This window comes from Corynebacterium pilbarense (assembly GCF_026930265.1).
In the GTDB taxonomy this organism is placed as follows: Bacteria; Actinomycetota; Actinomycetes; order Mycobacteriales; family Mycobacteriaceae; genus Corynebacterium; species Corynebacterium pilbarense.
Window position 1 is genome coordinate 81,675 of record NZ_JANRML010000001.1, and the last position, 22,559, is coordinate 104,233.

Here is a 22,559-nt window from a genome sequence, read left to right on the forward strand (position 1 = left end):
ATTATGCCGTACCCTAAGTCCCCGTGGATATTCTGCGCGGGCTTTCGAGTGTGCCGGATTCCTTCGCGGAAACCGGCACGGTAGTCACTATCGGTGTGTTCGACGGAGTGCACCGGGGCCACCAGCTGCTCATTTCCAAAGCGGTGGACACCGCTCGCGAACTCGGCGTGCCGTGCGTTGTGATGACCTTCGACCCGCACCCCGTGACCATTTTCGCTCCGGAGCGCGCGCCGCGAGCGCTGATGCCTCTCGACGAGCGCGCCCGCCACATCGCCGACCTGGGCGTAGACGAGCTCGTGGTCATCGATTTCCGTGAAGAACTCGCCGGACTGACGCCTGCGGAGTACATGGACGACGTGTTGGTTTCCACCCTGGGCGCGAAGCACGTGCTGGTGGGGGAGAACTTCACCTTCGGCCGCGACGCCGCTGGCACCGCCACCGACATGGCGCAGCTCGGGGAGCGGGCGGGTGTGGACGTGACCATCGTCAAACTGCTGGGCGAGGGCGAAGTGCGGATTTGTTCCACTGCCATCCGCGACCATCTTTCCGGCGGCGACGTCGCCCTGGCCACAGACTTCATGGGCCGGCCGTTTTCCGTCATCGCGCCGATTGAGCGCGGCGCGGGCCGCGGCGGCAGGGAGCTGGGCTACCCCACGGCGAACCAGTACGCCTCCGACACCTCCGCAGTGCCCGCGGACGGCGTGTACGCCGGCTGGCTGACCATCATCGACGACGGCGACATCGACGGTGACATGGAACCCGGCGTGCGCTACCCGGCGGCGATTTCCGTGGGCACCAACCCCACGTTCGGCGACGCGCGACGCAGCGTGGAGTCCTTTGTGCTGGACCGCGACGCCGACTTGTACGGGCGCATGGCGCGCGTGGAATTCGTGGAAAAGGTCCGCGACATGCTCAAGTTCAACTCCGTGGACGAGCTTTTGGAGCACATGTCCCGCGACGTTTCCCGCACCCGCGATATTCTCGGGGCATGACCACCAAACTGATCCTGGATTTGGACACCGGCATCGACGATGCCCTGGCTCTCGCGTACGCGCTCGCTTCGCCGGAAGTGGAACTTATCGGGGTGACCTGCACCTACGGCAACGTCGTGGTGGAGCAATCCGTGCGCAACACCCTGGCAATTCTGGAGCTGTTCGGCCGCACTGACGTGCCAGTGTTCGAAGGCCCAGGTCACGCACGTGCCAAGGACTCGTTTGAAGTCCAGGAGATCTCCGCGTTTATCCACGGCCAAAACGGCATCGGCGAGGTTGAGATCCCGGATGCCGCCCGCCAGGTGGAGGAGACTTCCGCGGTGGATTTTCTGGTTGATTCGGTGCAGAAGTACGGCGACGAACTGGTGATCGTGCCCACCGGCCCGTCCACCACAATCGCCGCCGCGATCGAGGCGTCCAACGTGTTCCGCGACGGCGCGCAGATTGTCATGATGGGCGGTGCGCTGACCGTGCCGGGCAACGTCACGGCGTGGTCGGAGGCGAACATCCACCAGGACCCGGAGGCGACCGACTTGATGTTCCGCAGCCTGCGCAACGTCACCATGATCGGCCTGGATGTGACCCTCCAGACGCTGCTGACTACTGCGGAGACCGCGAAGTGGGCCGAGCTGGGCACAGCCGGTGGCGCGTTCTTGGCGGACATCACGAACTACTACATCGACGCATACAAGACCACCTCACCGCACCTGGGTGGTTGCGGTCTGCACGACCCGCTGGCGGTAGCGGTGGCGATCAACCCAGGCCTGGTGGACACCCTGGGCATCAACATGAAGGTGGACACGGAAGGCGAAACGCGCGGACGCACCATCGGCGACGAGGCCCGACTCAACGACCCAGACAAGCACGCCGCAGTGGCCGTGCGAGTGGACACTGCGGGATTTTTGCAGGAGTTCATGCACCGGTTGAGCGTTTTGGCTCAGGCAACCCCGGTCGTGTAACCTCTTGCGAGGTCTTGCGCCACCCGACTGTGGTTCGCGGCAGTCGCGGCGCAGTAAAGACTTTTTCCGTAGAACGCGAACTGAAACAACCAAGGAGTACCTCATGGCGTTGTCCACTGAGAAGAAGAGCGAGATCCTCAAGAACTACGGCCTGCACGAGACCGACACCGGCTCTCCGGAGGCGCAGGTTGCGCTGCTCACCGAGCGCATCAACAACCTGACCGAGCACCTCAAGCACCACCAGCACGACCACCACTCCCGTCGTGGCCTGCTGCTGCTCGTCGGCCGTCGTCGCGGTCTGCTGAAGTACCTGCGCGAGAACAACGTCGAACGCTACCGTGACCTGATCGGTCGCCTGGGTCTGCGTCGTTAATCACGCGCCTGGAAACACGCCTCACCCAACGTGGTGGGGCGTTTTTTGTGCGACGTTGCGCTGGGGCCTCGTTGGAGGCCCGGTGCAGATTTATTCACTTTGCGATGAATGATCCCGCACCATTCGAAGACCCGACCTGGGCAGAGTGAACAATTCGGCAGATACGCGGCAACAAATTCACTGATTCGCGGCGTTGCGGTGAACAAATCCGCACGGGGCCGCCGGGGCGGTCGGCCGAGCCCTCCCCGAGCTGTATCTTGAACAAGCCCCCGCCGTGATCGCCGGCTACTTTAGGGTCGAAAGCGCCGCGTCGATCTTCTCCAGCACCACTTCCAGCTGTTTGTCGTCCTGGTCGCGTTCCTCGTGCAGGACGAGGCGCTGGGCGTCGACAACGCGGCCGGCAAACGGGGCGAGGCAGACGGCGTGGTCGATTTTGCCGTCGTCCTGTGTACCCTCCCCGTCGATGCACTTCCATTCCAAGTTCTTCGTAGAAATTTCCCGCTCAGTGACGGACCCGCTTTCCTCCTTGAAGGCTTCGAGGTCGTTTGCATGCATGTCTTTCATGAACTGGTCCGAGTGGGACGTCACGGGCGTGGGGCGGCCATCCGGCTGCGGCATGAAGATGTAGACATCCGCCCGGAGGGACTGGTCTTCGTTGTAGAGCTCGGCGCTGGCACGAAGGTTCTTCGGATCCGCTTCGACCTCGGCGGCCTCCATGCCTTCGACCATTTCCAGGGCACCGAAAAAGTCTTTGGTCTTGATCCCGTCGTAGTCGTTGTAGTCCTCGGCGTCGCTTGCGCTGCTGGTGCTTGCAGACGAAGAGGCAGACGAAGAGGAAGTGGCCTGCTCGGATGAGCTGGTGTCGGCTTCGCTCGTGGTCTCTTCAGCGACGGTAACTTCCTCAGCGGAAGCGTCGGAGGCGGGCTCGGAGCTGGAATCGGCAGAGCAGGCGGCGACGGACAGCGCAGTGAGCGTGACGGCGATCGTGGCGAGTTGTTGTGGGGTTCTCATGAGCGCCACAGTAGTCGTGACATATGACACATGTCCGGGAGTGGCGGTTCTTTTTGGGTTCGGCGTGATCAGCGCCGATTTTTTGTTATCATCATTGGCCGTTGCATGAGAAACACGACAAGGCGGCACCGATGATCGCCACGAACCTTCAAGGAGAGGGATCCTTTTGAGTAAATTCAGGCCAAAGAACTCGTACGACGTCCACGTGGACGAGGAGTTCGGCATCACCGAGGCCGTAGCCACCCTGGACAACGGCGACTTCGGCTCGCGCACCATTCGTTTTGAGACGGGGCAGCTGGCACGCCAGGCGGACGGCTCCGTGACCACCTACCTCGACGACGAGACGATGATGCTGGCCACCACCACCGCATCCAACCAGCCGCGCGAGGGCTTCGACTTCTTCCCGCTGACTGTGGACGTGGAAGAGCGCATGTACGCCGCCGGCAAGATCCCGGGTTCCTTCTTCCGCCGCGAGGGCCGTCCCTCCACCCAGGCGATCTTGGCTTGCCGTCTGATTGACCGCCCGCTGCGCCCGACCTTTGTCAAGGGTCTGCGCAACGAGGTGCAGGTTGTCATCACCGTGATGTCGCAGCACCCGGAGGAGTACTACGACGTTGTTGCCATCAACGGCGCATCCGCCGCGACCCAGCTGTCCGGCCTGCCGGTTTCCGGCCCGGTCGGCGGCGTGCGCATGGCGCTGCTGGCAGACGACAAGCACCCGGAGGGCCAGTGGGTGGCCTTCCCGAACCACGAGCAGCACGAGCGCTGCCTGTTCGAGATGGTTGTCGCCGGCCGCATGGTCGAGCGCAAGCGCGGCCGCAAGACCGAAGAAGACGTCGCCATCATGATGGTGGAGGCTGGCGCCGGCGTGAACGTGGTCAAGCAGATCGAGGCTGGCTACCCGGCACCGACCGAGTCCACCGTCGCCGAGGGCATCGAGGCCGCCAAGCCGTTCATTGAGACGCTGTGCCGCGCGCAGCGCGGCCTGGCCGACGAGATGGCCAAGGAGACCAAGGAGTTCCCGCTCTTCCCGGCGTACTCCGAGAAGGTCTTCAACGCCGTGGAGAAGAAGGCGTCCAAGAAGCTGGCGAAGCTGCTGACTATCAAGGGCAAGGCCGAGCGCGACGAAGCCACCAACGAGTACATGGAAGACATCGAGGACAGCCTCCTCGACGACTTCGACATCGACGACGATGACCGCGAGGAGTACGCGGCGGTGTCGAAGGAGATCCGCGCGGCCTACAACGCGCTGATGAAGCAGATCGTGCGCGAGAAGATCCTCGGCGAGGGCTTCCGCATCGACGGCCGCGGCGTGACCGACATCCGCGACCTCGAGGTCGAGGTCGAGCTCATCCCGCGCGCCCACGGCTCCGCCCTGTTCGAGCGCGGCGAGACCCAGATCCTGGGCGTGACTACCCTGGACATGCTGAAGATGGAGCAGCACCTGGATTCCTTGCACCCGGAGGACTCCAAGCGCTACATCCACCACTACAACTTCCCGCCGTACTCCACCGGCGAGACCGGCCGCGTCGGCTCCCCGAAGCGCCGCGAGATCGGCCACGGTGCACTTGCGGAGCGCGCGCTGCTGCCGGTGATCCCGTCGCGCGAGGACTTCCCGTACACCATCCGCCAGGTCTCCGAAGCGCTGGGCTCCAACGGCTCGACCTCCATGGGCTCGGTGTGCGCCTCCACGCTGTCGCTGTACAACGCGGGTGTGCCGCTGGCCGCCCCGGTGGCCGGCATCGCCATGGGCCTGGTCTCCGGTGAGATTAACGGTGAAACCGAGTACGTCGCGCTGACCGACATCCTCGGTGCGGAGGACGCGTTCGGCGACATGGACTTCAAGGTTGCCGGCACCCGCGAGTTCATCACCGCGTTGCAGCTGGACACCAAGCTCGACGGCATCCCGTCGAAGGTGCTGGCAGACGCCCTGAACCAGGCACGCGACGCGCGCGACGCCATCCTGGACACCATGGCGGAGGTCATTGAGGGCCCGGACGAGATGAACTCGCTCGCGCCGAAGATCACCACCGTGAAGGTCCCCGTGGCCAAGATCGGCGAGGTCATCGGCCCGAAGGGCAAGACCATCAACCAGATCACCGAGGACACCGGCGCCGAGATCTCCATCGAGGACGACGGCACCGTGTTCGTCTCCGCCGCATCCGGCGAGGCAGCGGACGCCGCGATCGAGAAGATCAACGCGATTGCCAACCCGCAGATGCCGAAGGTGGGCGAGCGTTACCTCGGCACCGTGGTCAAGACCGTGGCGTTTGGCGCGTTCGTGTCCATCATGCCGGGCACCGACGGCCTGATCCACATCTCTAACCTGGGCGGCAACACCCGCGTGGAAAACGTCGAGGACGTCATCAACGTCGGCGACAAGGTCGAGGTGGAGATCCGCGACATCGACAACCGCGGCAAGATCTCGTTGGTCCCGGTCGAGGACGGCGAGTAAACCGGCAGGTAATCGTCGAAAAGCGGGCGCTCTCGAGGTGAGGGCGCCCGCTTTCTTGCTTATCGACGTTTCACGTCACGGCAAGAACCGCAACTTCTTGCCCAGGTCCAGCGCAGTGGTCATGAGCTCGCCGTAGTACTTGCGCGGCATCTGTTTGGGGCCGCGCATAGGCATGATCCGCTGCTGGGAGATGTTTTTGACTTCGGTGTACTTGGTCAGACCCTCCGGTCCGTGGCGGCGGGCCACACCCGACTCCTTCACGCCGCCGAGCGGGGTGGACACGGATGCCCAGGTGGCTGCGTAGCCGTCGTTAATGGTCACGCCGCCTGCTTGGAGTTGCTCGGCGATCTCCCATGCCGTATCCGGAGCACCGAACACGGAGGCGTTGAGGCCATAGCTGGTGTTGTTGGCCAAGCTGATCGCCTCGTCGGTGTCCGCCACGCGCTGGACGTAGACGACGGGTCCGAAGACTTCCTGGGTGAGCAGGTCGGCGTCCTCGCTGACGTCTGTGAGCACCGTCGGCTCGAAGAAGAACGGCCCAAGGTCAGGGCGGGCCTTGCCACCGGTGATGACGTTCGCGCCTTTCGACACTGCATCGTCGACGAACCGTTGCACGGTGTCCAATTGGTTCTGATTGATCAGCGAACCCATCTGGTAGTTCCAGTTCAGGCCTGAACCCAGCTTGATGCGTTTGGTGGCCTCGCTGAACGCGCCGATGAAGCGGTCGAAGACCTCGTCAGGCACGTAGATGCGCTCGATGGAGACACACAGCTGGCCGGAATTGGAGAAACAGGCTGTGGCAATCGTGTCGATGTGGGCTTCGATGTCGGCATCGGGCGCGATGATCATCGGGTTTTTGCCGCCAAGCTCGGCGGAATACCCCACGAGGCGTTCGCCGACAACCTTGCCAAGCAACTTGCCGGTGGCGGTGGAACCGGTGAACATGAGGTAGTCACACTGCTGGGCGATTGCCTGGCCGACAACCTTGCCGGAACCAGTGACAATTTGGAACAGATCATTCGGCAAGCCCGCGTTTGTGAGTAACTTCTTGGCGATGATGGCAGAAAACGGGGTGGAGGAATCCGGCTTCGCCACCACGGCGTTACCAGCCAACAGTGCGGGGATAGCGTCGGAGACTCCAAGCGCGAGCGGGTAGTTCCACGGGCTGATCTGGCCCACCACGCCCTTGGGGAAGCGCTGCTCCCTGGTAGAGGTGATTACCGGAAATGCGCCGGCGCGTCGCTTGGTGGACAGAAAACCGGCTGCGTTGTTGGCGTAGTAGCGGGCGTTGTTGAGCACGTCCAGCACCTCATCAAACGCCGCGGTGCGGTCTTTTCCTGTCTCCAGCTGCACCAAATCCGCCAGTAGGTCCTGGCGTTTAACAACACTCTTGTGGAATTGCTCCATGACCTTCACGCGGTCCGCCACGGGTTTCGCGGCCCAGTCCTTTTGCGCAGTACGGGCGATCCGGAACGCTTCGTCCACATCCGCCTCTGTGCCGTTGCCGACAGCGCCGAGGGCGTCCTCAACGAAGGGGGAGCGGACCACGGTGCAGTCTCCGGAGGCGAGCGAACCGGTGGTGTGGTTGCTGGTGAGTGCGAGCAGTTCTTCTACGAAGGGTGTTGGCAGTGCTGCTTCATTGAGCCGTTTGGGGAGCATGGAGACGAGCTTAGGCTGCATTCGCCGTGGTAGGGTTTGGCGGATTATCAGTGGAGTTCCGCTTTGACGGCCCCGCGAGTTCCCGTGCAGGAAAGGTGAATCCATGGGGCGCATTAATGTGAAAAAGACTGCCGTGGCCCTTGTGGCTGGTCTTTCCGCATTTGCAGCGACCGGTGTCGCAGTCGCGCAGGGAGGCATTGCCGCCAACCTTGCACTGTCGGGCACGTTTTTCTCCGTGAGTATGAGTCACCTCAGGGGAGAGGGACTTTCAGTGTTCGTGGACGGCGAACAGATGGCCAACGAGGAGGTGCCCGTCGCACGTTTTAAGTTCCAGCACGCTTACGCGTCCAACCTCTGCTTGTCTGCCACGTTGCCAGATGTGCCGTTGATCGGGGAAAGCACGTTCCGTCTTTCGTCGAACGGGAACGACAGCGTTGAGGCACGCAATTTGGTCGTGGGCGCCACGGATGTCTCCGGCTCCCTCGATCTGGGCAATGCGGCTGTTGGCGTGGACGCCAGCCGGTACAACGATGCTGCGGCACCGGGAGCCTGGGGGCTGTCTGCCGGGACCGTGGCGTTGAGCGCAGACCACATCCGGGCGACGTCGGTGGGAGCACAAACACTGAAGGCGTCCGGCGTGAGCGTTTCCGTGAAGAGGGATCCATCAAATGCCTGCTAAGCACGCCGATGACCGTGGTTGGCGCGAAAAATTTCGTGAGTGGCGCAGCACCCGTCCCTTCGCTGGCGGCCTGCTCATGCTCATCTCCGGCATCATCATGGTCGCGCCGGCGTACTTCACGGTGCAGATTTCGGACCTTCTGGTGATGATCTCCACCATCTCCGGCGTGTCCACTCTGCTCATCGGTGCGCTGCTCATGATGTTCGGCATTGGCACCTGGATGCAGCCGTTCGCTGCGACGTATTTGGGTGTGCTGGGCATCATCGTCGCCATCATCGCGGTGCCGACGTCGAACCTCGGCGGCTTTTTTATCGGGTCGCTGCTCGGCATTATCGGCGGCGCGCTCGCGATCGGTTGGGAGCGCGGGCCGAAAAGACACCGGCACGCAGCCTCCGTCCTCGCCGTCGTAGTGGGTGTAGGTGTCGGCGCACCGATGCTTTACGACGAACCAAAGGTCATAGCCCAGGAAAGTCCAACTATCCCTCCCGGCAATCCCGCGGTGATTCGCGGGGAGCATGTGGAGCTGAAGGGCAGCGTGCACGCCACTGTTGGTCTGGCAAATATCGGGGGGTCGCAGAAGCGCACGCTCATCCTCACCGGAGATGAGCTCGTTGCGCGGAACCTCTCTTTGGACCTGCCGGGGCTTCCGGGGCTTGGGAACCTGACAACAGGTCCAGTTGAAACACGACTCTCCCGAGGCCCTGTGCGTATCGAGGTAATGGGCATCACCGCAACGCCCGTGGTAGCCGGGGTGCCGACGGTGCCCGTCACGGTGGATTTAAATGGCGATCTCGGCGCTGTCCTCCAGCAGCTCGGCATCCCGGATGCGCGCCCGGTGCCAAGTGTGGCTATGCCGGATATGGTCATGGACCATGTAGCGCTCAACAACGCAACCCTAGAGCTTGTGAGTCTGCATAGTCAGCAGTTCCGCGCACCGTCGTTCACACTGACCGCAATAAGAAACTAGCGGGAGCCGCGGTTGCGCTCCGGATTGTCGCTGTGCTCATCCGCTGGCCGCTCGCCGTGGCCGAACAGTTCATTCCGCCTCTTGTAGGCGTACAGCCCGGCCAGGGGAGAAAACCCCATGAGGAAACCCCACCGGCGCTTGGAGTCCTCGTCCATGTCGCTTTCGTGGATTTCCTTGGACGTGTTGCCCAGGGCCACGATGCCGCCGATGGCAAGAAGCGCCACGAAACCGAGTCCAAGCCAGGAAATCAGACTCACTGTTGCCTCCTACTTCTGAAAGTCCACGACCACGCGGGTCGGGTTCTCCAACAGGTACAGGTTGTACGGACGCTGGGCGTTAAGGCCCACGATGTACTGGGCGTCCGCTTCGAAGATTCCGCCGTCGGCGATCTCCTGGATGCCGCCGGCCGCCACGTCAGCGGGGTCGGCCTTAGCTAGGTCAGCTTCGCTCAGGCCCATCGACCACGGCACGCCCTGGATAATCAGCTCGAAGTACGCGTTGCCGGCGGGCACAAGCGGAAGTCCGGAGGCCTGCTGGCGCGGGTCTGCGGTGTAGCCGGCCAACACGTTCGGCGTGCCGGCGCCGGAAAGCTCCACCACGACGCGGTCGACGCCTTCGTGGGAGCCGGCGCGGACGTCTTCGATCTGCAGCTCGGGGTGGCCCGGGTTCTGCAGGTGGGTGTCCTCCAGGGTGAACGCGGTGGCGGACTGTGCGCCTGCCGGGGCCGCCGCTGCGGAAACGTCCTTGGTGTCCGCCTCTGTCGCGTTGTCTGTAGCCGCTGAAGTGGACGCCAGTGCAGTGGAGCTCGCGGCGGAGGTCGTCACTGATCCCGTCTCGGGCTCTACAGACGGCTCCGTGTCTCCCGTTTCGGCTCCGCAGCCCGCAACGGCCAGGGCGGTCACTGCGAGCGCTGCACAAAGAGCTCGGCTGCGGGTGGGGCTGAACTTGCGGCTGTGGAGTGTCATAGCCCCACCCTAGCGGGGCTACCATGGCCACCGGAGACAAACAGAAAGGACACCCATGATCAAAGTTGGAGTGCTCGGAGCGACCGGCAAGGTCGGCTCCGCCGTTGTTGCCGGTGTGGAAAAGGCTGATGACCTGCAGCTCGCCGCCAAGGTGAGTGCTGGCGATTCGCTGCAGGTGCTGGTGGACGAAGGCGTGGACGTCATCGTCGACTTCACCACCCCGAACGCCGTAATGGACAACCTGGAGTTCTGCATCAATAACGGCATCCACTGCGTGGTGGGCACCACCGGCTTCGACGACGAGCGCTACCAGAAGGTGCGCGACTGGTGCGCGGCAAACGAGGGCGTCGGAGTACTCATCGCTCCGAACTTCGCCATTTCCGCCGTGCTCACCATGGCGTTCGCCCGCCAGGCGGCGCCGTTCTTCGAGTCCGCTGAGGTCGTGGAGTTCCACCACCCGAACAAGTTGGACGCGCCTTCCGGCACGGCGGTCAAGACCGCGCAAGGGATTGCGGATGCGCGTAAGGACGCTGGCCTGTCGGAGATGCCGGACGCCACCGAGCAGGCGCTGGACGGCTCGCGCGGCGCCGACGTCGATGGTGTTCCGGTGCACGCGGTGCGTATGCAGGGCATGGTCGCGCACGAAGAAGTCATCTTCGGCACCACCGAGCAGTCCCTGACCATCCGCCAGGACTCCTACGGCCGCGAATCCTTCGTCCCCGGCGTACTCACCGGCGTACGCGAGGTGGCGAACCGTCCGGGCCTGACTGTCGGCCTCGACGCCTACCTCGGGCTGTAAATGCAGGTTGAACTCATCGCAGCCACTGCACTGCAGGGCCCGGTTGCAAAGGGCGTCACCCAAGGGGAGGGTGCCGTTGCCTACGCCTTGCTTAGCGACGAACCTCCGGCCGCCCTCCTTCGCCGCCACGCCGACGACCTCGCCGATTCGCGTGCGCACATGCTGGAACACGCCAGCGCCACCTTGCATATCCGGGGTATCTCGCGCGACGCGGCCGCAGCGGTACGCGGGCACGGCCTGGCGGTCAGCGAACGCGCGGCAAAAGGCGCGGTGATACCGGCCGCGATCACCGCCGACGAGGAGCTCACACGGTTGTTTGAGGCTGCCGTGGAGGAAGCGGATTTTGTTCGCGGCGAACTGTTGCAGGCGTTGGAGGAGGCGATGGCTGACGAGCCGAACGCGCTCTTAAGGAGCAAGCGCTCGCGCGAGGCAGCCGACGCGTTAGTGCCTGCCGCCGCTGCGACTGAGTTGGTCGCCACCGGCACCTACCGGGCATGGCGCGAATTCATCGCCGCGCACAACGGAAGGTTCCAGCACGAAGAGATCCGGCAGCTCGCACTTGCGGTGCTCGAGGTCATGCACCGCGAGGCGCCGCTGCTTTTCGGCGATTTGGCCGAAGGGGAACGTCGATAAGCAATTGCTTCCGGGAGGCAGGTATCCTACTGGGCCATGGGCACATCTCTTAAAGCTGATCTGGGAGCCGACATCTTCGGCTCCGTCTGCGTAGCAATGGTCACGCCGTTTGATTCCGACGGCGAACTAGACGTTGTGGCAGGCCGCGATCTCGCTGCCCACTTGGTAGAACAAGGAATCGACGCACTAGTGCTCGCAGGCACAACGGGCGAATCCCCGACAACCACCGACGAAGAGAAGGTCGCGCTGCTGAAGGCAGTGCGCGAAGAGGTAGGGGACAAAGCCCGCATCATCGCAGGCGCGGGGTCCAACGACACCCGCCATGCGGTGGCGATGGCGAAATCGGCCGCGGAGGCCGGCGCTGACGGCCTGCTGGTTGTCACGCCGTACTACTCCAAGCCGTCCCAGGCAGGGGTGGAGGCGCACTTCCGTGCAGTTGCGGAAGCGACCGATCTTCCTGTCTGCCTGTACGACATCCCCGGTCGTTCCGGCATTCCGATCGATTCCGGCACCATCCGCAAGCTTGCGGAAGTGGACACGATCCAAGCGGTGAAGGACGCAAAGGGCGACTTCCTTGAAGCGTCCACGCTGATCCAGGAGACCGGGCTTGCGTGGTACTCGGGCGATGATCCCCTGAACCTGCCGTGGCTCGCGGTCGGCGCGACCGGAATGATCTCTGTGGTGGGGCATGCCGCACCGAAGGCACTGCGTGAACTAGTGACTGCATACGAGAATGGCGATCTCGCCCGCGCACGGGAAATCAACGCCAACACACTCAACGTGCTCGCGCGCCAACAGGGCGCGCTGGGCGGCGTGACATTTGCAAAGGCAGCTCTGCGACTGCAGGGCATCGAAGTAGGAGACCCGCGCCTGCCGGTCGCTTCGGCGACGGATGAGCAGGTTGAGCGGCTCCGCGAAGAAATGACACAGGCTGGAGTCCTATAAACATGAATGAACCCCGCAACCGCGCACGCAAGGTGACGCGCAAGGCCGGGCCACCGGAGGCAACCGAACAGCAGCCGGTATTCCAGGCACCGAGCGACGCCCCGGCGAACGGCGGCGGCAACGACGCGCCAGCTGAGCGCGACGGTGGAAACAACGGCAATAACGGCGGCAACGGCCGTGGCGGCCGCGATGGTGGCAACGGCGGCAACAACCGTGGTGGCCGTGACGGTGGAAACAACGGCCGTGACGGCGGCAACGGTGGCAACAACCGTGGCGGCAGCAACCGCAACCGTCGTCGCCGTGGCCGTGGCGGCAACGGCGGTGGCCAAGGTGGCGGCCGCCGCAACCCGATGAAGTCGATGCAGGGTGCCGATCTGACCAAGCGCCTGCCCGCACCGCCGAAGCCGGCGAAGGACACGCTGCGTATCTACGCGCTCGGCGGCATTTCCGAAATTGGCCGCAACATGACGGTCTTCGAGTACAACGGCCGCCTGCTCATCGTGGACTGCGGCGTGCTGTTCCCGAATTCGGACGAGCCGGGCGTGGATCTCGTGCTGCCGGACTTCGGCCCGATTGAAAACAAGCTGGACAAAATCGACGCACTCGTGGTCACGCACGGCCACGAGGACCACATTGGCGCTATTCCGTGGCTGCTCAAGCTGCGCAGCGATATTCCGATCTACTCGTCCAAGTTCACGAACGCGCTGATTAAGGCGAAGACACAGGAGCACCGCCAGCGTCCGAAGCTCAACGACGTGAACAAGGATTCCGAGGTCACCGTCGGCCCGTTCCGTCTGCGCTTCTGGCACGTCAACCACTCCATCCCGGAGTGCCTGGGTGTCTCCATCAAGACCGGCGCCGGCCACGTTGTCATGACCGGCGACGTGAAGGTGGACCAGACGCCGTACGACGGCAAGCCGACGGACATCCCGGCGCTTGCCCGCCTCGGCGACGAAGGCATCGACCTGTTCATGTGTGATTCCACCAACGCCACCATCCCGGGTATCTCCGCCTCGGAGGCCGGTATTGAGGAGACGCTGACACGCCTGGTGTCCAACGCCCGCCAGCGTGTGGTCATCGCGTCGTTCGCTTCCAACGTCGCGCGCGTGCAGATGGCTATCAACGCCGCTGTGGCGAACAACCGCAAGGTCGCCTTCAACGGCCGCTCCATGCTGCGCAACATGGAGATCGCGGAGAAGATGAACCTGCTCAAGGCTCCGAAGGGCACGATCATCCCGATCGAGGAGGCCGCGAAGATGGCGCCGCACAAGACGGTGCTGATCACTACCGGCACGCAGGGTGAGCCGATGGCTGCGCTGTCGCGCATGTCCCGCCGTGAGCACCGCCAGATCACCATCCACGACGGCGACACGATCATCCTGTCCTCCTCGCTCATTCCGGGCAATGAGGAAGCGGTGTTCGCGGTGATCAACAACCTCGCGCAGATCGGCGCGAACGTGATCACCAACGCCGAGGCGCACGTCCACGCGTCGGGCCACGGCTATGCCGGCGAGCTGCTCGCGCTCTACAACGCGGCGCGTCCGCGCAACGCGATGCCGGTGCACGGCGAGTGGCGCCACATGCGCGCCAACAAGGAGCTGGCGATCTCCACTGGTGTGAAGCCGAACAACACGGCGCTCGCCCAAAACGGCGTGGTAGTGGACATGCACAAGGGCAACATCAAGGTTGCCGGCCAGTACCAGGTGGGCCAGCTTTACGTTGACGGCACCACCATGGGCGACGTGGACCCGGACGTGTTGGCGGACCGTACCTCGCTGGCATCCGGAGGCGTCGTGTCCATTACCTGCGTGATCGACGACAGCACCGGGCGCCTGCTGGAGGCGCCGCAGGTGTCCACCACGGGCTACAGCGACGACGACCGCGACTTCAACAAGAAGGTCGTCGAGGGCGTTGAAGCCGTCATGGGCGATCTGGCCGCTGAGGGCGAGAACGACCCGTTCCGCATGGTGCAGCAGATCCGCCGCAAGGTCTCCCGCGCGATCGAGCAGAACTACAAGCGCCAGCCGGTGATTCTGCCGACTGTGGTGCCGATGTCGTCGGACAACCACATCGCAAGCGAGGACGAGATCGCGTCCACCCGCGAGTCCCGCTAAGCATTTTGCTTGACGACGCCCCTTCGGCGCGCCCCATGGCAGCCGAGGGGGCTAACGCATCTTCGGGGTATCTCGATACGACAAGTATGAGATACCTCAACCGCACCACAGCAGCCGTCGTTCTTTCCGCATCCCTCCTTGCACCAGTGGCCGTCGCCGATGAGACCAGCTGGACAGGCGGGCACCCACTGCCGCCGGGAACCGAGGTCCCGTTCGACCCCGGTTACGCCACCGAGTGGCGCAGCTACGATGTGGTGAAGTGGGGTGACCCCAACTTCCGTAACCAGGACGTGCGTGGCGTGCGCGTGATCGGGCAGTACAACCAGGATTCGATCCTGTGCCTGGAAAACGCGAAGGCCGGTATGTGGGGCTGCTACGTCGACGGCAAAGAGGCAACCGAGTTGAGCTACATGCCGTACGGCAAGGTCGTGACTGTGGATCCGTTGGTTAATTTCTTCGCTCCAGTGATCCGCGTTTTCCTGGGCCTTCAGGCGAAGCTGGGGTTGTCGAACCTGCTGTCAGGGTCCTCCCAGATGTAGGCGGAAACCGTACGGTTTCATAACGACCGTGCAACACGTCCTAGCAATCTGTGTGACAGGTGTGCACAATGTGGCCCATGAAAACCGCTTTGAAAACCGCAATGAAAACCGCCGCGGCACTGCTTGCCGCCGCGGTGACACTCGCACCAACCGTTCATGCACAAGACGAAATTGACTGGACCGGCGGCCGACCGCTGCCGCCTGGCACAGAGGTGCCGTACGAGCCTGGCTACGCATCCGCGTGGAAGCTCTACGACGTGATCCGTTTCGGTGATCCGAACTTCCGCAACATCAAGGTGCAGGGAGTGCGCGTGATGGGCGCCTTCGAGGGAGACTCTGTCATGTGCCACATGAATGCCAAGGGCGGGCGGAATGAGTGCTACAAGGATGGCAAGAAGGCGACCAAACTCGGATGGGGCCGTGGCGGAGAGGTGATCACCTTCGACCCGAAGGTCGAACAGTTCGCGCCGCTGATCAGGGACTACAACAACCTGGAACTGCAGCTCTCCAGCGACACCGGAGTGAACCTTTCCAGCTAGGCTTGGGCGCATGTCTTTTGCGCAGAAGGAACGTGAACGCCTCGCCAAATTGCTGCTTCAGGTCGGCCCCGATGCGACGACGCTGAATGAAGGCTGGAACACCCGGGACCTCGCAGTGCACCTGCTCATCCGCGAGTCCAAGCCAGCGGCAGCCCCGGGAATCTTCGTGGATGCGCTGTCCGGCATCACCGAGAAGGAGACGGAGAAGCAGAAAGCCCGCCCGTACGAAGACGTCGTGCGCGAGTGGGCTGCCGGCCCGCCCGTGTGGCTCAAGCCGCTGAACTCCGCAATGAACACTTCCGAGCACTTCATTCACCACGAAGACGTGCGCCGGGGTGGGGGAGTGGTTGAGCCGCGCGAGTTCTCCCAAGTCATCAACGAGGAGCTGTTTGCGCTGGCAAAGCGCTTCGGCAAGCTGACGCTTCGTAACGCGCCAGTGCCTGTGATCTTGACTCCGCCGACGATGCCGCCTGCGACCATCGGCGACAAGGCCGGGGTCGCCGAGCGCGGAGACAACGTGCTGCGGGTGTCGGGCGATCCCGGCGAGCTCTTGCTGTGGGCGTCCGGGCGCGACGCCGCCAAGGTGGAGCTGACTGGTGCCGTGGAGGCGTTCGAGGGTTTCGATATCAAGATGTGATCCTTGACTGTGCGTCGCAGGTGTGGCGTGAGGTGTAAATGTGACTTAAGGCGTTAGAGTTACACCCATGTCTGTCAAAAACACCGCGCCGCGCTCGTCGCGGTCTTCAACGCGCCGCCCAGAAGGCGGCACCCGCTATGGCGGTCCGGTGTCCATGACGCACCCGCCGACATCGTCGAACGTTGCCGCAGAAACCGCCGACGAACGTGTGGGATCCGCGTATAAAGTCGTCGGCCATTCGCTGGGCGCAGCTGCCCGCGGCGTCGGCTCGTTCTTCCGCCGCGACAAGCACGAGTCCGACTACGAGGGCGCCGCCACCCGCAGGCCCAGGCGCAGCCGTGACGATTGGGACGAAGAATGGGAGGACGATCTGGACATGCCAGAGGAGCGCACCGAAAGCTCCGCGAGCGGCGATCGCCGGGACCGCGAACCGCGGCGGGAAAGCCGCTTCGGCGGCCACAGCACGTTTGAGACCCACGCCGACGCGTGGGGTTTGCTTCTCATTGGCCTTGCTGCGGTCATCGGCGGTTCGGTCTGGTTCGACGTGGCCGGCCCAGTGGGAGAGGTCATCTCCACCGGCACGCACTGGCTCATCGGCGCGGGTGCGCTGATCCTGCCGGTGATCCTCGTCGGCATTGCTATCGCACTGATGCTCAACGTGCGTGCCTCCGACGCTGTGCGCGCACGTGTCACCCTGGGCCTTTCCATCATCGCTATTGGCATGCTTGGCCTGATCCACGTCTTCTCCGGCAACCCGGCGGCGTGGGAGGAGCGCAAGCTCGCCGGCGGCGCACTTGGCGCCTTTACCGGCGGGGTGCTGGCAGCCGGATTCTCCTCTTTCGTTGCAATCCCGCTGCTTGGACTGGTGATTGTCTACGGTGCGCTGAAGACCACCGGAATCACCGTGCGCGAGGCGTACGACTACATCAAGGACCTGGTCACTCGGATGCTGTCCAACACGGACACGCCCGACGACGACCTGGATCCGTACAGCCACGTCGCCGACGACTTGGACGACATCGCGGAAGGCCGCGAGCGCCGATCCACCCGCGATCGCGGCTCTGGTGGGGCAGCGACGCGTGCAGCTTCTCGACGTGGGCGTGGCCGCACAGCCGACGCTGCACGCCCGGACCGCCCGGCACGGCGCCCGTCGCTGCGCCGCCCGACCCCGATGGAGAGCTACCCGGCCGACGGCGAGGACGAGCTGGATCTCTTCGACTTCGCCGACGAGGTCGAAGACCACGACAGCTTCGATCAGCCTGCGGCCGAGCCTGCCGACTCTGCGGAGACCGCTGTGGTCCAACGCCCAGCGGCCGCTCCGACGCCGACACCCAAGCCCGATTCAGCCAAGTCGGCCGCACCACGACCTGCTAAGGCGAAGCCAGCACAGCGCGACACCAAGGCTGTCAACGAAACAGTCAACGAGACGAAGGTGCTGGAGCGGGAAGCTCCGGAGGGTGAACGTCGAGAAGCAACTGCCCCCGACGCCGTAGCCAGCTCGCGCGAACAGATGGCGAAGGCGATCGCGGCACGCAGCGGCATCGACGCCTCCAAGATCCCCGCGACCACCCCGAAATCCGAGGCCGAAAAGGCCGCGCCGAAACAGGTGCGCAAGATCTCGCAGGGCGACTACAACCTGCCGTCCACGGAACTGCTGCTCGCGGGCAACGCACCGAAGACGCGCACCGAGGCCAACGACCGCATGATCGAGGCGATCACCGACGTCTTCGAGGAATTCAAGGTCAACGCCCAGGTCACCGGCTTCTCCCGCGGACCGACAGTGACCCGCTACGAGGTGGAGCTGGGGCCCGGTGTGAAGGTCTCCAAGATCACCAACCTGCAATCCAACCTGGCCTACGCCGTCGCCACCGACAACGTGCGCCTGCTCACCCCGATCCCCGGCAAATCCGCCGTGGGCATCGAGGTGCCCAATGCGGACCGCGAAATGGTGCGGCTGCGCGACGTGCTGGACTCGCCGAAGGTTTCCACGCAGGACGACCCGATGCTCATCGGACTGGGCAAGGACATCGAGGGCGACTTCATCGCTTCCTCGATCCAGAAGATGCCGCACCTTCTGGTGGCCGGTTCCACCGGTTCCGGTAAGTCCGCGTTTGTGAACTCGATGCTGATCTCGCTTCTGACGCGAGCCACGCCGGAGGAAGTCCGCCTGATCCTGGTGGATCCGAAGATGGTGGAGCTGACCCCCTACGAGGGCATCCCGCACCTGATCACCCCGATCATCACCCAGCCGAAGAAGGCCTCCGCGGCCCTGCAGTGGTTGGTGGAGGAGATGGAGCAGCGCTACATGGACATGAAGTCCGCGCGCGTGCGCCACATCAAGGACTTCAACCGCAAGGTCCGATCCGGCGAACTGACCGCACCTCCGGGATCCGAGCGCGAGATGCGGCCGTACCCGTTCATCGTGTGTGTTGTGGACGAGCTGGCAGACCTCATGATGACTGCGCCCAAGGAGATCGAGGAATCCATCGTGCGCATCACCCAGAAGGCGCGTGCGGCGGGCATCCACCTGGTGCTGGCGACCCAGCGACCGTCCGTGGATGTTGTCACCGGCCTGATCAAGACGAACGTGCCGTCGCGTCTCGCCTTTGCGACGTCCTCGCTGACCGACTCCCGCGTCATCCTGGACCAGGGCGGCGCCGAGAAGCTCATCGGCATGGGCGACGGCCTGTTCATCCCGCAAGGTGCCGGCAAACCGCAGCGCCTCCAGGGCGCATTCGTCTCCGACGAGGAGATTCAGGCGGTCGTCGACGCCGCGAAGGCGCAGCAGGACGAGCCCGACTACGTCGAGGGTGTTACCGAGGACAAGCAGGCCGAGGCCAAGGTCATCGACGACGACATCGGCAAGGACATGGACGACCTGCTCGAAGCCGTCGAGCTCGTGGTCACCTCCCAGCTCGGCTCCACCTCAATGCTGCAGCGCAAACTGCGCATCGGCTTCGCCAAGGCCGGCCGTCTGATGGACCTGATGGAATCCCGCGGCGTGGTCGGCCCGTCCGAAGGCTCCAAGGCCCGCGACGTGCTAGTCAAGCCCGAGGAGTTGGAGACCATCATCTGGATGATCAAGGGCGCGGACCCGGCCGAGGCACCGAAGGACGTCACGCTCGACGACGGCGCTGGCGACGACGATTCTGACGCTTCGCAAGCTGGCGACGGCTCCGGTGCTGCTGGCGGCGACGCCGACACCCGCACTGTCACCGCAACGTACAACCCGACCGGGGGTGCGTTCTAGGCTGCGGACATATAACCGCCCTAGACGCTTACCCCAGGATGCTTACCGGGTCTAGATGCTTACCCGAGGATGCTTACCGGGTTTAGATGCTTACCCGAGGATGCTTACCCATCGAGTGGTGCACCTGCCGAAGCACTGGACATCCCGACAAGTAAGCGTTTAGAAGTAAGCATCCTCGGGCGGTAAGCATCCTGGGGTAAGCATTTGCGCGAAAGGCGCGGGCGGCACGGACAGACGCGGGAGCGGCGCAGACCGGAGGGTCGGCACACCGTGCCGCGTGGTGTAGGCCGCGTCGTGTAGTGTGAAACGCGCTTGGAGGGGAGTACCCCGGAAGTGTCCAGGATCGTCAGCACGGTGCCGTCGTAAAGTGAAGGCCCCGGTCCGGACCGCCCACGGCGGTGGGGGAGACCTCCGGTCTATTTTGTCACGCTGACCGGAGGCTTACTTATGCATGTGCCCTTGTACATTTGGCTGATCACCTCGGCGGTGATCCTGGGATTTTTCGTCTTCGACTTCGTCTCGCACGTGCGCACCCCGCACGAGCCGACGATGAAAGAGTCGGGCGGCTGGGCGCTGTTCTACATGACCATGGCCGCGATCTTCGGCGGGCTCGTCTGGGTGCTGTGGGATAGTGAGCATGCGCTGCAGTTCTTCACCGGTTACATCACGGAGCTGTCGTTGAGTGTGGACAACCTCTTCGTGTTCGCGCTGATCATGGCAGCGTTCAAGATTCCTCGCGCGTACCAGCAGAAGGTGCTGCTCATCGGCATTGTCATGGCGCTGGTGTTCCGCCTCATCTTCATCTTGCTCGGCGCCGTCATCATCTCCGCTTGGGCGTGGGTGTTCTACATCTTCGCCGCGTTCCTGATTTACACCGCTATCAAGCTGGTCTACGACGAAGTCACCGACCAGGAAGACCCGGACCCGAACGACATGTTCGTGGTCAAGACGCTGCGCAAGGTCATTCCGGTGACCAAGTCGTACCACTCGGACCGTCTAGTGTCCGTCACGGAAACCGGCAAAAAGGCCGTCACCCCGTTGTTTGTGGCGCTGTTGTCAATCGGCTTCATCGACGTGATGTTCGCCTTCGACTCCATTCCGGCAATTTTCGGCATCACGCAGGAATCCTTCCTGGTGTTCACCGCCAACGCGTTTGCGCTGCTCGGCTTGCGTCAGCTGTACTTCCTGCTCAACGGCCTGCTGGACAAGCTGGTGTACCTGCCGTATGGCCTGGCGATCATCCTCGGCTTCATCGGCGTGAAGCTGCTGCTGCACGCGCTGCACGAGAACAACCTCCCGTTTATCAACGGCGGCGAAGGCCTGAACGTGCCGGAGGTCGGCACTGTTGCCTCCCTAATGGTCATCGTGGGAACCCTCGCGGTCACGGCGGTTGCGTCCCTGATGAAAGACCGCGCGGAGGTGAAGGCCGGCCGCCGGGATCCGGAGGAGAACAAGTACCACATCGACTACGACGACCACGGCAACCGTCGAAAGGTGGACAGCGAAGGCCACCACGTGGAGTGGATCGACGACCCGGCTACTTCCGGCAAGGGCGACCACACCGCCACCGGTTCGCGCGACACGGCGCATCTCGACGTCGCCCGCGGCGGCCGCAAGGACTAGCGCGCGAGCGCTAGCTAAAGATATTCATCACCGGGTTCCACTCCCGGATCTCGCGGGAGACCAAAGCCCCGGCGACGGTGTACGGGTCGCCGTCAAGCACGGCCGCTGCGTCGGCCTCGGTCGCGGTGTCCGGCAGCTGCAGGATGATCAAGGCCTGCTCGGCGCCCGCAAGCGGCCCGGATCCGACGATGCGGCCCAGCGACAGCTGCGAGGAGATGAATTCGCGGTGGGCGGGGCGTGTTTCGTCGACAAGCGATTGCTCACCGTAGGTGTACGTGGCTGCGAAATACTTCATATAGGGCAGTCTAAGAGTGCGGCCGAGCATGGGTATGGTGGAGGCTGTGATGCAACCCGACAAGCAGTCGAATTGGAACCTCCCGAACATCTTGACCTCGCTGAGGATCCTGTTCATTCCCGTTTTTGCCTGGCTGGTGCTGTCTGAGCGCTGGTGGTGGGCGTTCGGGTTGTTCGTTGCGCTCATGATCACCGACAAGCTCGACGGCGACATTGCGCGCGCCCGCGGGCTGGTCACGGACTTCGGCAAAATCGCCGACCCGATCGCGGATAAAGCGCTGATGATCACGGCGCTGGTGACCCTGAACATCGCCGGGCCGCTGCCGGTGTGGGTGACGGTGGTCATTGTGGCCCGCGAGCTTGGCATCACGGTGTGGCGCATGGTGATGCTGCGACGCGGCAAGGTGGTGCCGGCGTCGAAGGGCGGCAAGCTCAAGACCGCGCTGCAAACCCTCGCTGTGGGGCTGTACCTCTGCCCGCTGCCCGCGTGGATGGACACCCCGACGTTCGTGGTGATGCTGTTGGCGGTCGCGGTCACTGTGGTCACAGGCGTGCAGTATTTGGTTGATGCAGGGAAGGTGAACAAGTGACTACTGCGCAATTGCTTATCGACGAGCTCCGCGCCCGCCGCCAAACCATCGCCTTCTGCGAGTCGCTGACTGCCGGTCTGGTCTCGGCGACGTTGGCTGATGTGCCGGGCGCCTCGGATGTGTTGGTCGGAGGGCTGGTGACGTACTCGCCGGAGCTGAAAACGGAGCTTGCGGATGTGCCGGCGGAGCTGATCGAGCGCGAAGGCGTGGTCTCTGCCGCCGTTGCGCGAGAGATGGCACGTGGGGCGCGGCGCGTGTGCGGGTCCGACTGGGCAGTGGCGCTGACGGGTGTGGCGGGTCCCGACAACCAGGACGGTGTGCCCGCCGGCACCGTGTGGATCGGGCTGGCGGGGCCGAAGTGGACTGCCTCGTCGCAGGCGGCTGAGCTGCTCGAACCGTCCGTCGGCCAGTATGCGCTCATGCCAGGGGCTGCGGTGCCCGTGCGTGTGCTGTCCGGGCAGCGCAACGAGGTCCGCCGCCTGGCGGTGGAAGCCGCGCTGGTTGGAGCGTTGAAGTGCGTGCGGGAACAAAACTAA

The 22,559-nt window shown here is 63.8% G+C and carries 22 protein-coding genes; 17 read left to right on the top strand and 5 right to left on the bottom strand.

Annotated features, from left to right (window positions below; genetic code table 11):
* Positions 1-23 precede the first annotated feature (23 nt).
* The 3 genes from NUW87_RS00385 to rpsO all read left to right on the top strand — a co-directional run bounded on the left by NUW87_RS00385 (position 24) and on the right by rpsO (position 2,324).
* The gene (locus tag NUW87_RS00385; RefSeq protein WP_269026793.1) at positions 24-992 is read left to right on the top strand and encodes a bifunctional riboflavin kinase/FAD synthetase; all 969 of its coding nucleotides are present in this window, start codon (positions 24-26) and stop codon (positions 990-992) included.
* Entirely contained in the window at positions 989-1,951 is a 963-nt protein-coding gene (locus NUW87_RS00390) for a nucleoside hydrolase (RefSeq protein WP_269026794.1), read from the top strand. Before NUW87_RS00385 ends, NUW87_RS00390 begins: the two co-directional genes overlap by 4 nt.
* A gap of 103 nt (positions 1,952-2,054) precedes the next feature.
* Complete coding sequence (rpsO, locus tag NUW87_RS00395) at positions 2,055-2,324, top strand: 30S ribosomal protein S15 (protein WP_239217125.1); 270 nt, start codon at positions 2,055-2,057, stop codon at positions 2,322-2,324.
* A gap of 285 nt (positions 2,325-2,609) precedes the next feature.
* Here rpsO and NUW87_RS00400 read toward each other — a convergent pair whose 3' ends face one another.
* Positions 2,610-3,335 (bottom strand): hypothetical protein, encoded by a 726-nt coding sequence (locus NUW87_RS00400; RefSeq protein ID WP_239217124.1) that lies wholly within the window; start codon positions 3,333-3,335, stop codon positions 2,610-2,612.
* 166 nt (positions 3,336-3,501) lie between these two features.
* Here NUW87_RS00400 and NUW87_RS00405 point away from each other — a divergent pair, with 166 nt between their 5' ends.
* A complete protein-coding gene (locus NUW87_RS00405; RefSeq protein WP_269026795.1) occupies positions 3,502-5,790 on the top strand; it encodes a polyribonucleotide nucleotidyltransferase in 2,289 nt (762 codons plus the stop codon).
* A gap of 75 nt (positions 5,791-5,865) precedes the next feature.
* Here the strand turns inward: NUW87_RS00405 and NUW87_RS00410 are convergent, their stop codons facing one another.
* Positions 5,866-7,449, bottom strand: a complete 1,584-nt coding sequence (locus tag NUW87_RS00410; RefSeq protein WP_269026796.1) for a succinic semialdehyde dehydrogenase — start codon at positions 7,447-7,449, stop codon at positions 5,866-5,868.
* A 103-nt stretch (positions 7,450-7,552) separates the two neighbouring features.
* On the opposite strand from NUW87_RS00410, the gene NUW87_RS00415 reads away from it, so the two are divergent.
* Both NUW87_RS00415 and NUW87_RS00420 read left to right on the top strand, forming a co-directional pair.
* Positions 7,553-8,128, top strand: coding sequence for a DUF6230 family protein (locus NUW87_RS00415; protein WP_239217121.1), 576 nt, complete (start codon positions 7,553-7,555; stop codon positions 8,126-8,128).
* Positions 8,118-9,095, top strand: coding sequence for a DUF6114 domain-containing protein (locus NUW87_RS00420; RefSeq protein ID WP_269026797.1), 978 nt, complete (start codon positions 8,118-8,120; stop codon positions 9,093-9,095). The genes NUW87_RS00415 and NUW87_RS00420 overlap by 11 nt, the downstream gene beginning before the upstream one ends.
* Here NUW87_RS00420 and NUW87_RS00425 read toward each other — a convergent pair.
* Together NUW87_RS00425 and NUW87_RS00430 are read right to left on the bottom strand one after the other, a co-directional pair.
* Positions 9,092-9,352: a hypothetical protein gene (locus NUW87_RS00425; RefSeq protein ID WP_269026798.1), complete on the bottom strand. Its 261-nt coding sequence runs from the start codon at positions 9,350-9,352 to the stop codon at positions 9,092-9,094. The genes NUW87_RS00420 and NUW87_RS00425 overlap by 4 nt on opposite strands.
* A gap of 9 nt (positions 9,353-9,361) precedes the next feature.
* Entirely contained in the window at positions 9,362-10,060 is a 699-nt protein-coding gene (locus NUW87_RS00430; RefSeq protein WP_269026799.1) for an AMIN-like domain-containing (lipo)protein, read from the bottom strand.
* Between the two features lie 55 nt (positions 10,061-10,115).
* Between NUW87_RS00430 and dapB the strand changes: the two genes are divergently transcribed.
* From dapB to NUW87_RS00475, 9 genes are all read left to right on the top strand, one after another.
* Positions 10,116-10,859 (top strand): 4-hydroxy-tetrahydrodipicolinate reductase, encoded by a 744-nt coding sequence (gene dapB / locus NUW87_RS00435; protein ID WP_269026800.1) that lies wholly within the window; start codon positions 10,116-10,118, stop codon positions 10,857-10,859.
* Positions 10,860-11,492 carry an FAD-dependent thymidylate synthase gene (locus tag NUW87_RS00440; protein WP_269026801.1) on the top strand — a complete coding sequence of 211 codons (633 nt, stop codon included), beginning with the start codon at positions 10,860-10,862 and terminating at the stop codon, positions 11,490-11,492.
* A 36-nt stretch (positions 11,493-11,528) separates the two neighbouring features.
* Positions 11,529-12,437: a 4-hydroxy-tetrahydrodipicolinate synthase gene (gene dapA, locus NUW87_RS00445; protein WP_269026802.1), complete on the top strand. Its 909-nt coding sequence runs from the start codon at positions 11,529-11,531 to the stop codon at positions 12,435-12,437.
* A 2-nt stretch (positions 12,438-12,439) separates the two neighbouring features.
* Complete coding sequence (locus NUW87_RS00450) at positions 12,440-14,551, top strand: ribonuclease J (RefSeq protein WP_272508525.1); 2,112 nt, start codon at positions 12,440-12,442, stop codon at positions 14,549-14,551.
* Positions 14,552-14,637: 86 nt separating this feature from the next.
* Complete coding sequence (locus NUW87_RS00455) at positions 14,638-15,090, top strand: hypothetical protein (protein WP_239217114.1); 453 nt, start codon at positions 14,638-14,640, stop codon at positions 15,088-15,090.
* Between the two features lie 77 nt (positions 15,091-15,167).
* Positions 15,168-15,629 carry a hypothetical protein gene (locus tag NUW87_RS00460; RefSeq protein ID WP_269026804.1) on the top strand — a complete coding sequence of 154 codons (462 nt, stop codon included), beginning with the start codon at positions 15,168-15,170 and terminating at the stop codon, positions 15,627-15,629.
* A 10-nt stretch (positions 15,630-15,639) separates the two neighbouring features.
* Positions 15,640-16,266 (top strand): TIGR03085 family metal-binding protein, encoded by a 627-nt coding sequence (locus NUW87_RS00465; protein WP_269026805.1) that lies wholly within the window; start codon positions 15,640-15,642, stop codon positions 16,264-16,266.
* A 67-nt stretch (positions 16,267-16,333) separates the two neighbouring features.
* Entirely contained in the window at positions 16,334-19,516 is a 3,183-nt protein-coding gene (locus NUW87_RS00470; protein WP_269026807.1) for a DNA translocase FtsK, read from the top strand.
* 447 nt (positions 19,517-19,963) lie between these two features.
* The gene (locus NUW87_RS00475; RefSeq protein WP_269026808.1) at positions 19,964-21,139 is read left to right on the top strand and encodes a TerC family protein; all 1,176 of its coding nucleotides are present in this window, start codon (positions 19,964-19,966) and stop codon (positions 21,137-21,139) included.
* A gap of 10 nt (positions 21,140-21,149) precedes the next feature.
* Here the strand turns inward: NUW87_RS00475 and NUW87_RS00480 are convergent, their stop codons facing one another.
* Positions 21,150-21,434 (bottom strand): YciI family protein, encoded by a 285-nt coding sequence (locus tag NUW87_RS00480; protein ID WP_269026810.1) that lies wholly within the window; start codon positions 21,432-21,434, stop codon positions 21,150-21,152.
* A gap of 49 nt (positions 21,435-21,483) precedes the next feature.
* On the opposite strand from NUW87_RS00480, the gene pgsA reads away from it, so the two are divergent.
* Together pgsA and NUW87_RS00490 are read left to right on the top strand one after the other, a co-directional pair.
* Positions 21,484-22,023, top strand: a complete 540-nt coding sequence (pgsA, locus tag NUW87_RS00485; RefSeq protein ID WP_239217260.1) for a CDP-diacylglycerol--glycerol-3-phosphate 3-phosphatidyltransferase — start codon at positions 21,484-21,486, stop codon at positions 22,021-22,023.
* Entirely contained in the window at positions 22,020-22,559 is a 540-nt protein-coding gene (locus NUW87_RS00490) for a CinA family protein (RefSeq protein ID WP_269026812.1), read from the top strand. The genes pgsA and NUW87_RS00490 overlap by 4 nt, the downstream gene beginning before the upstream one ends.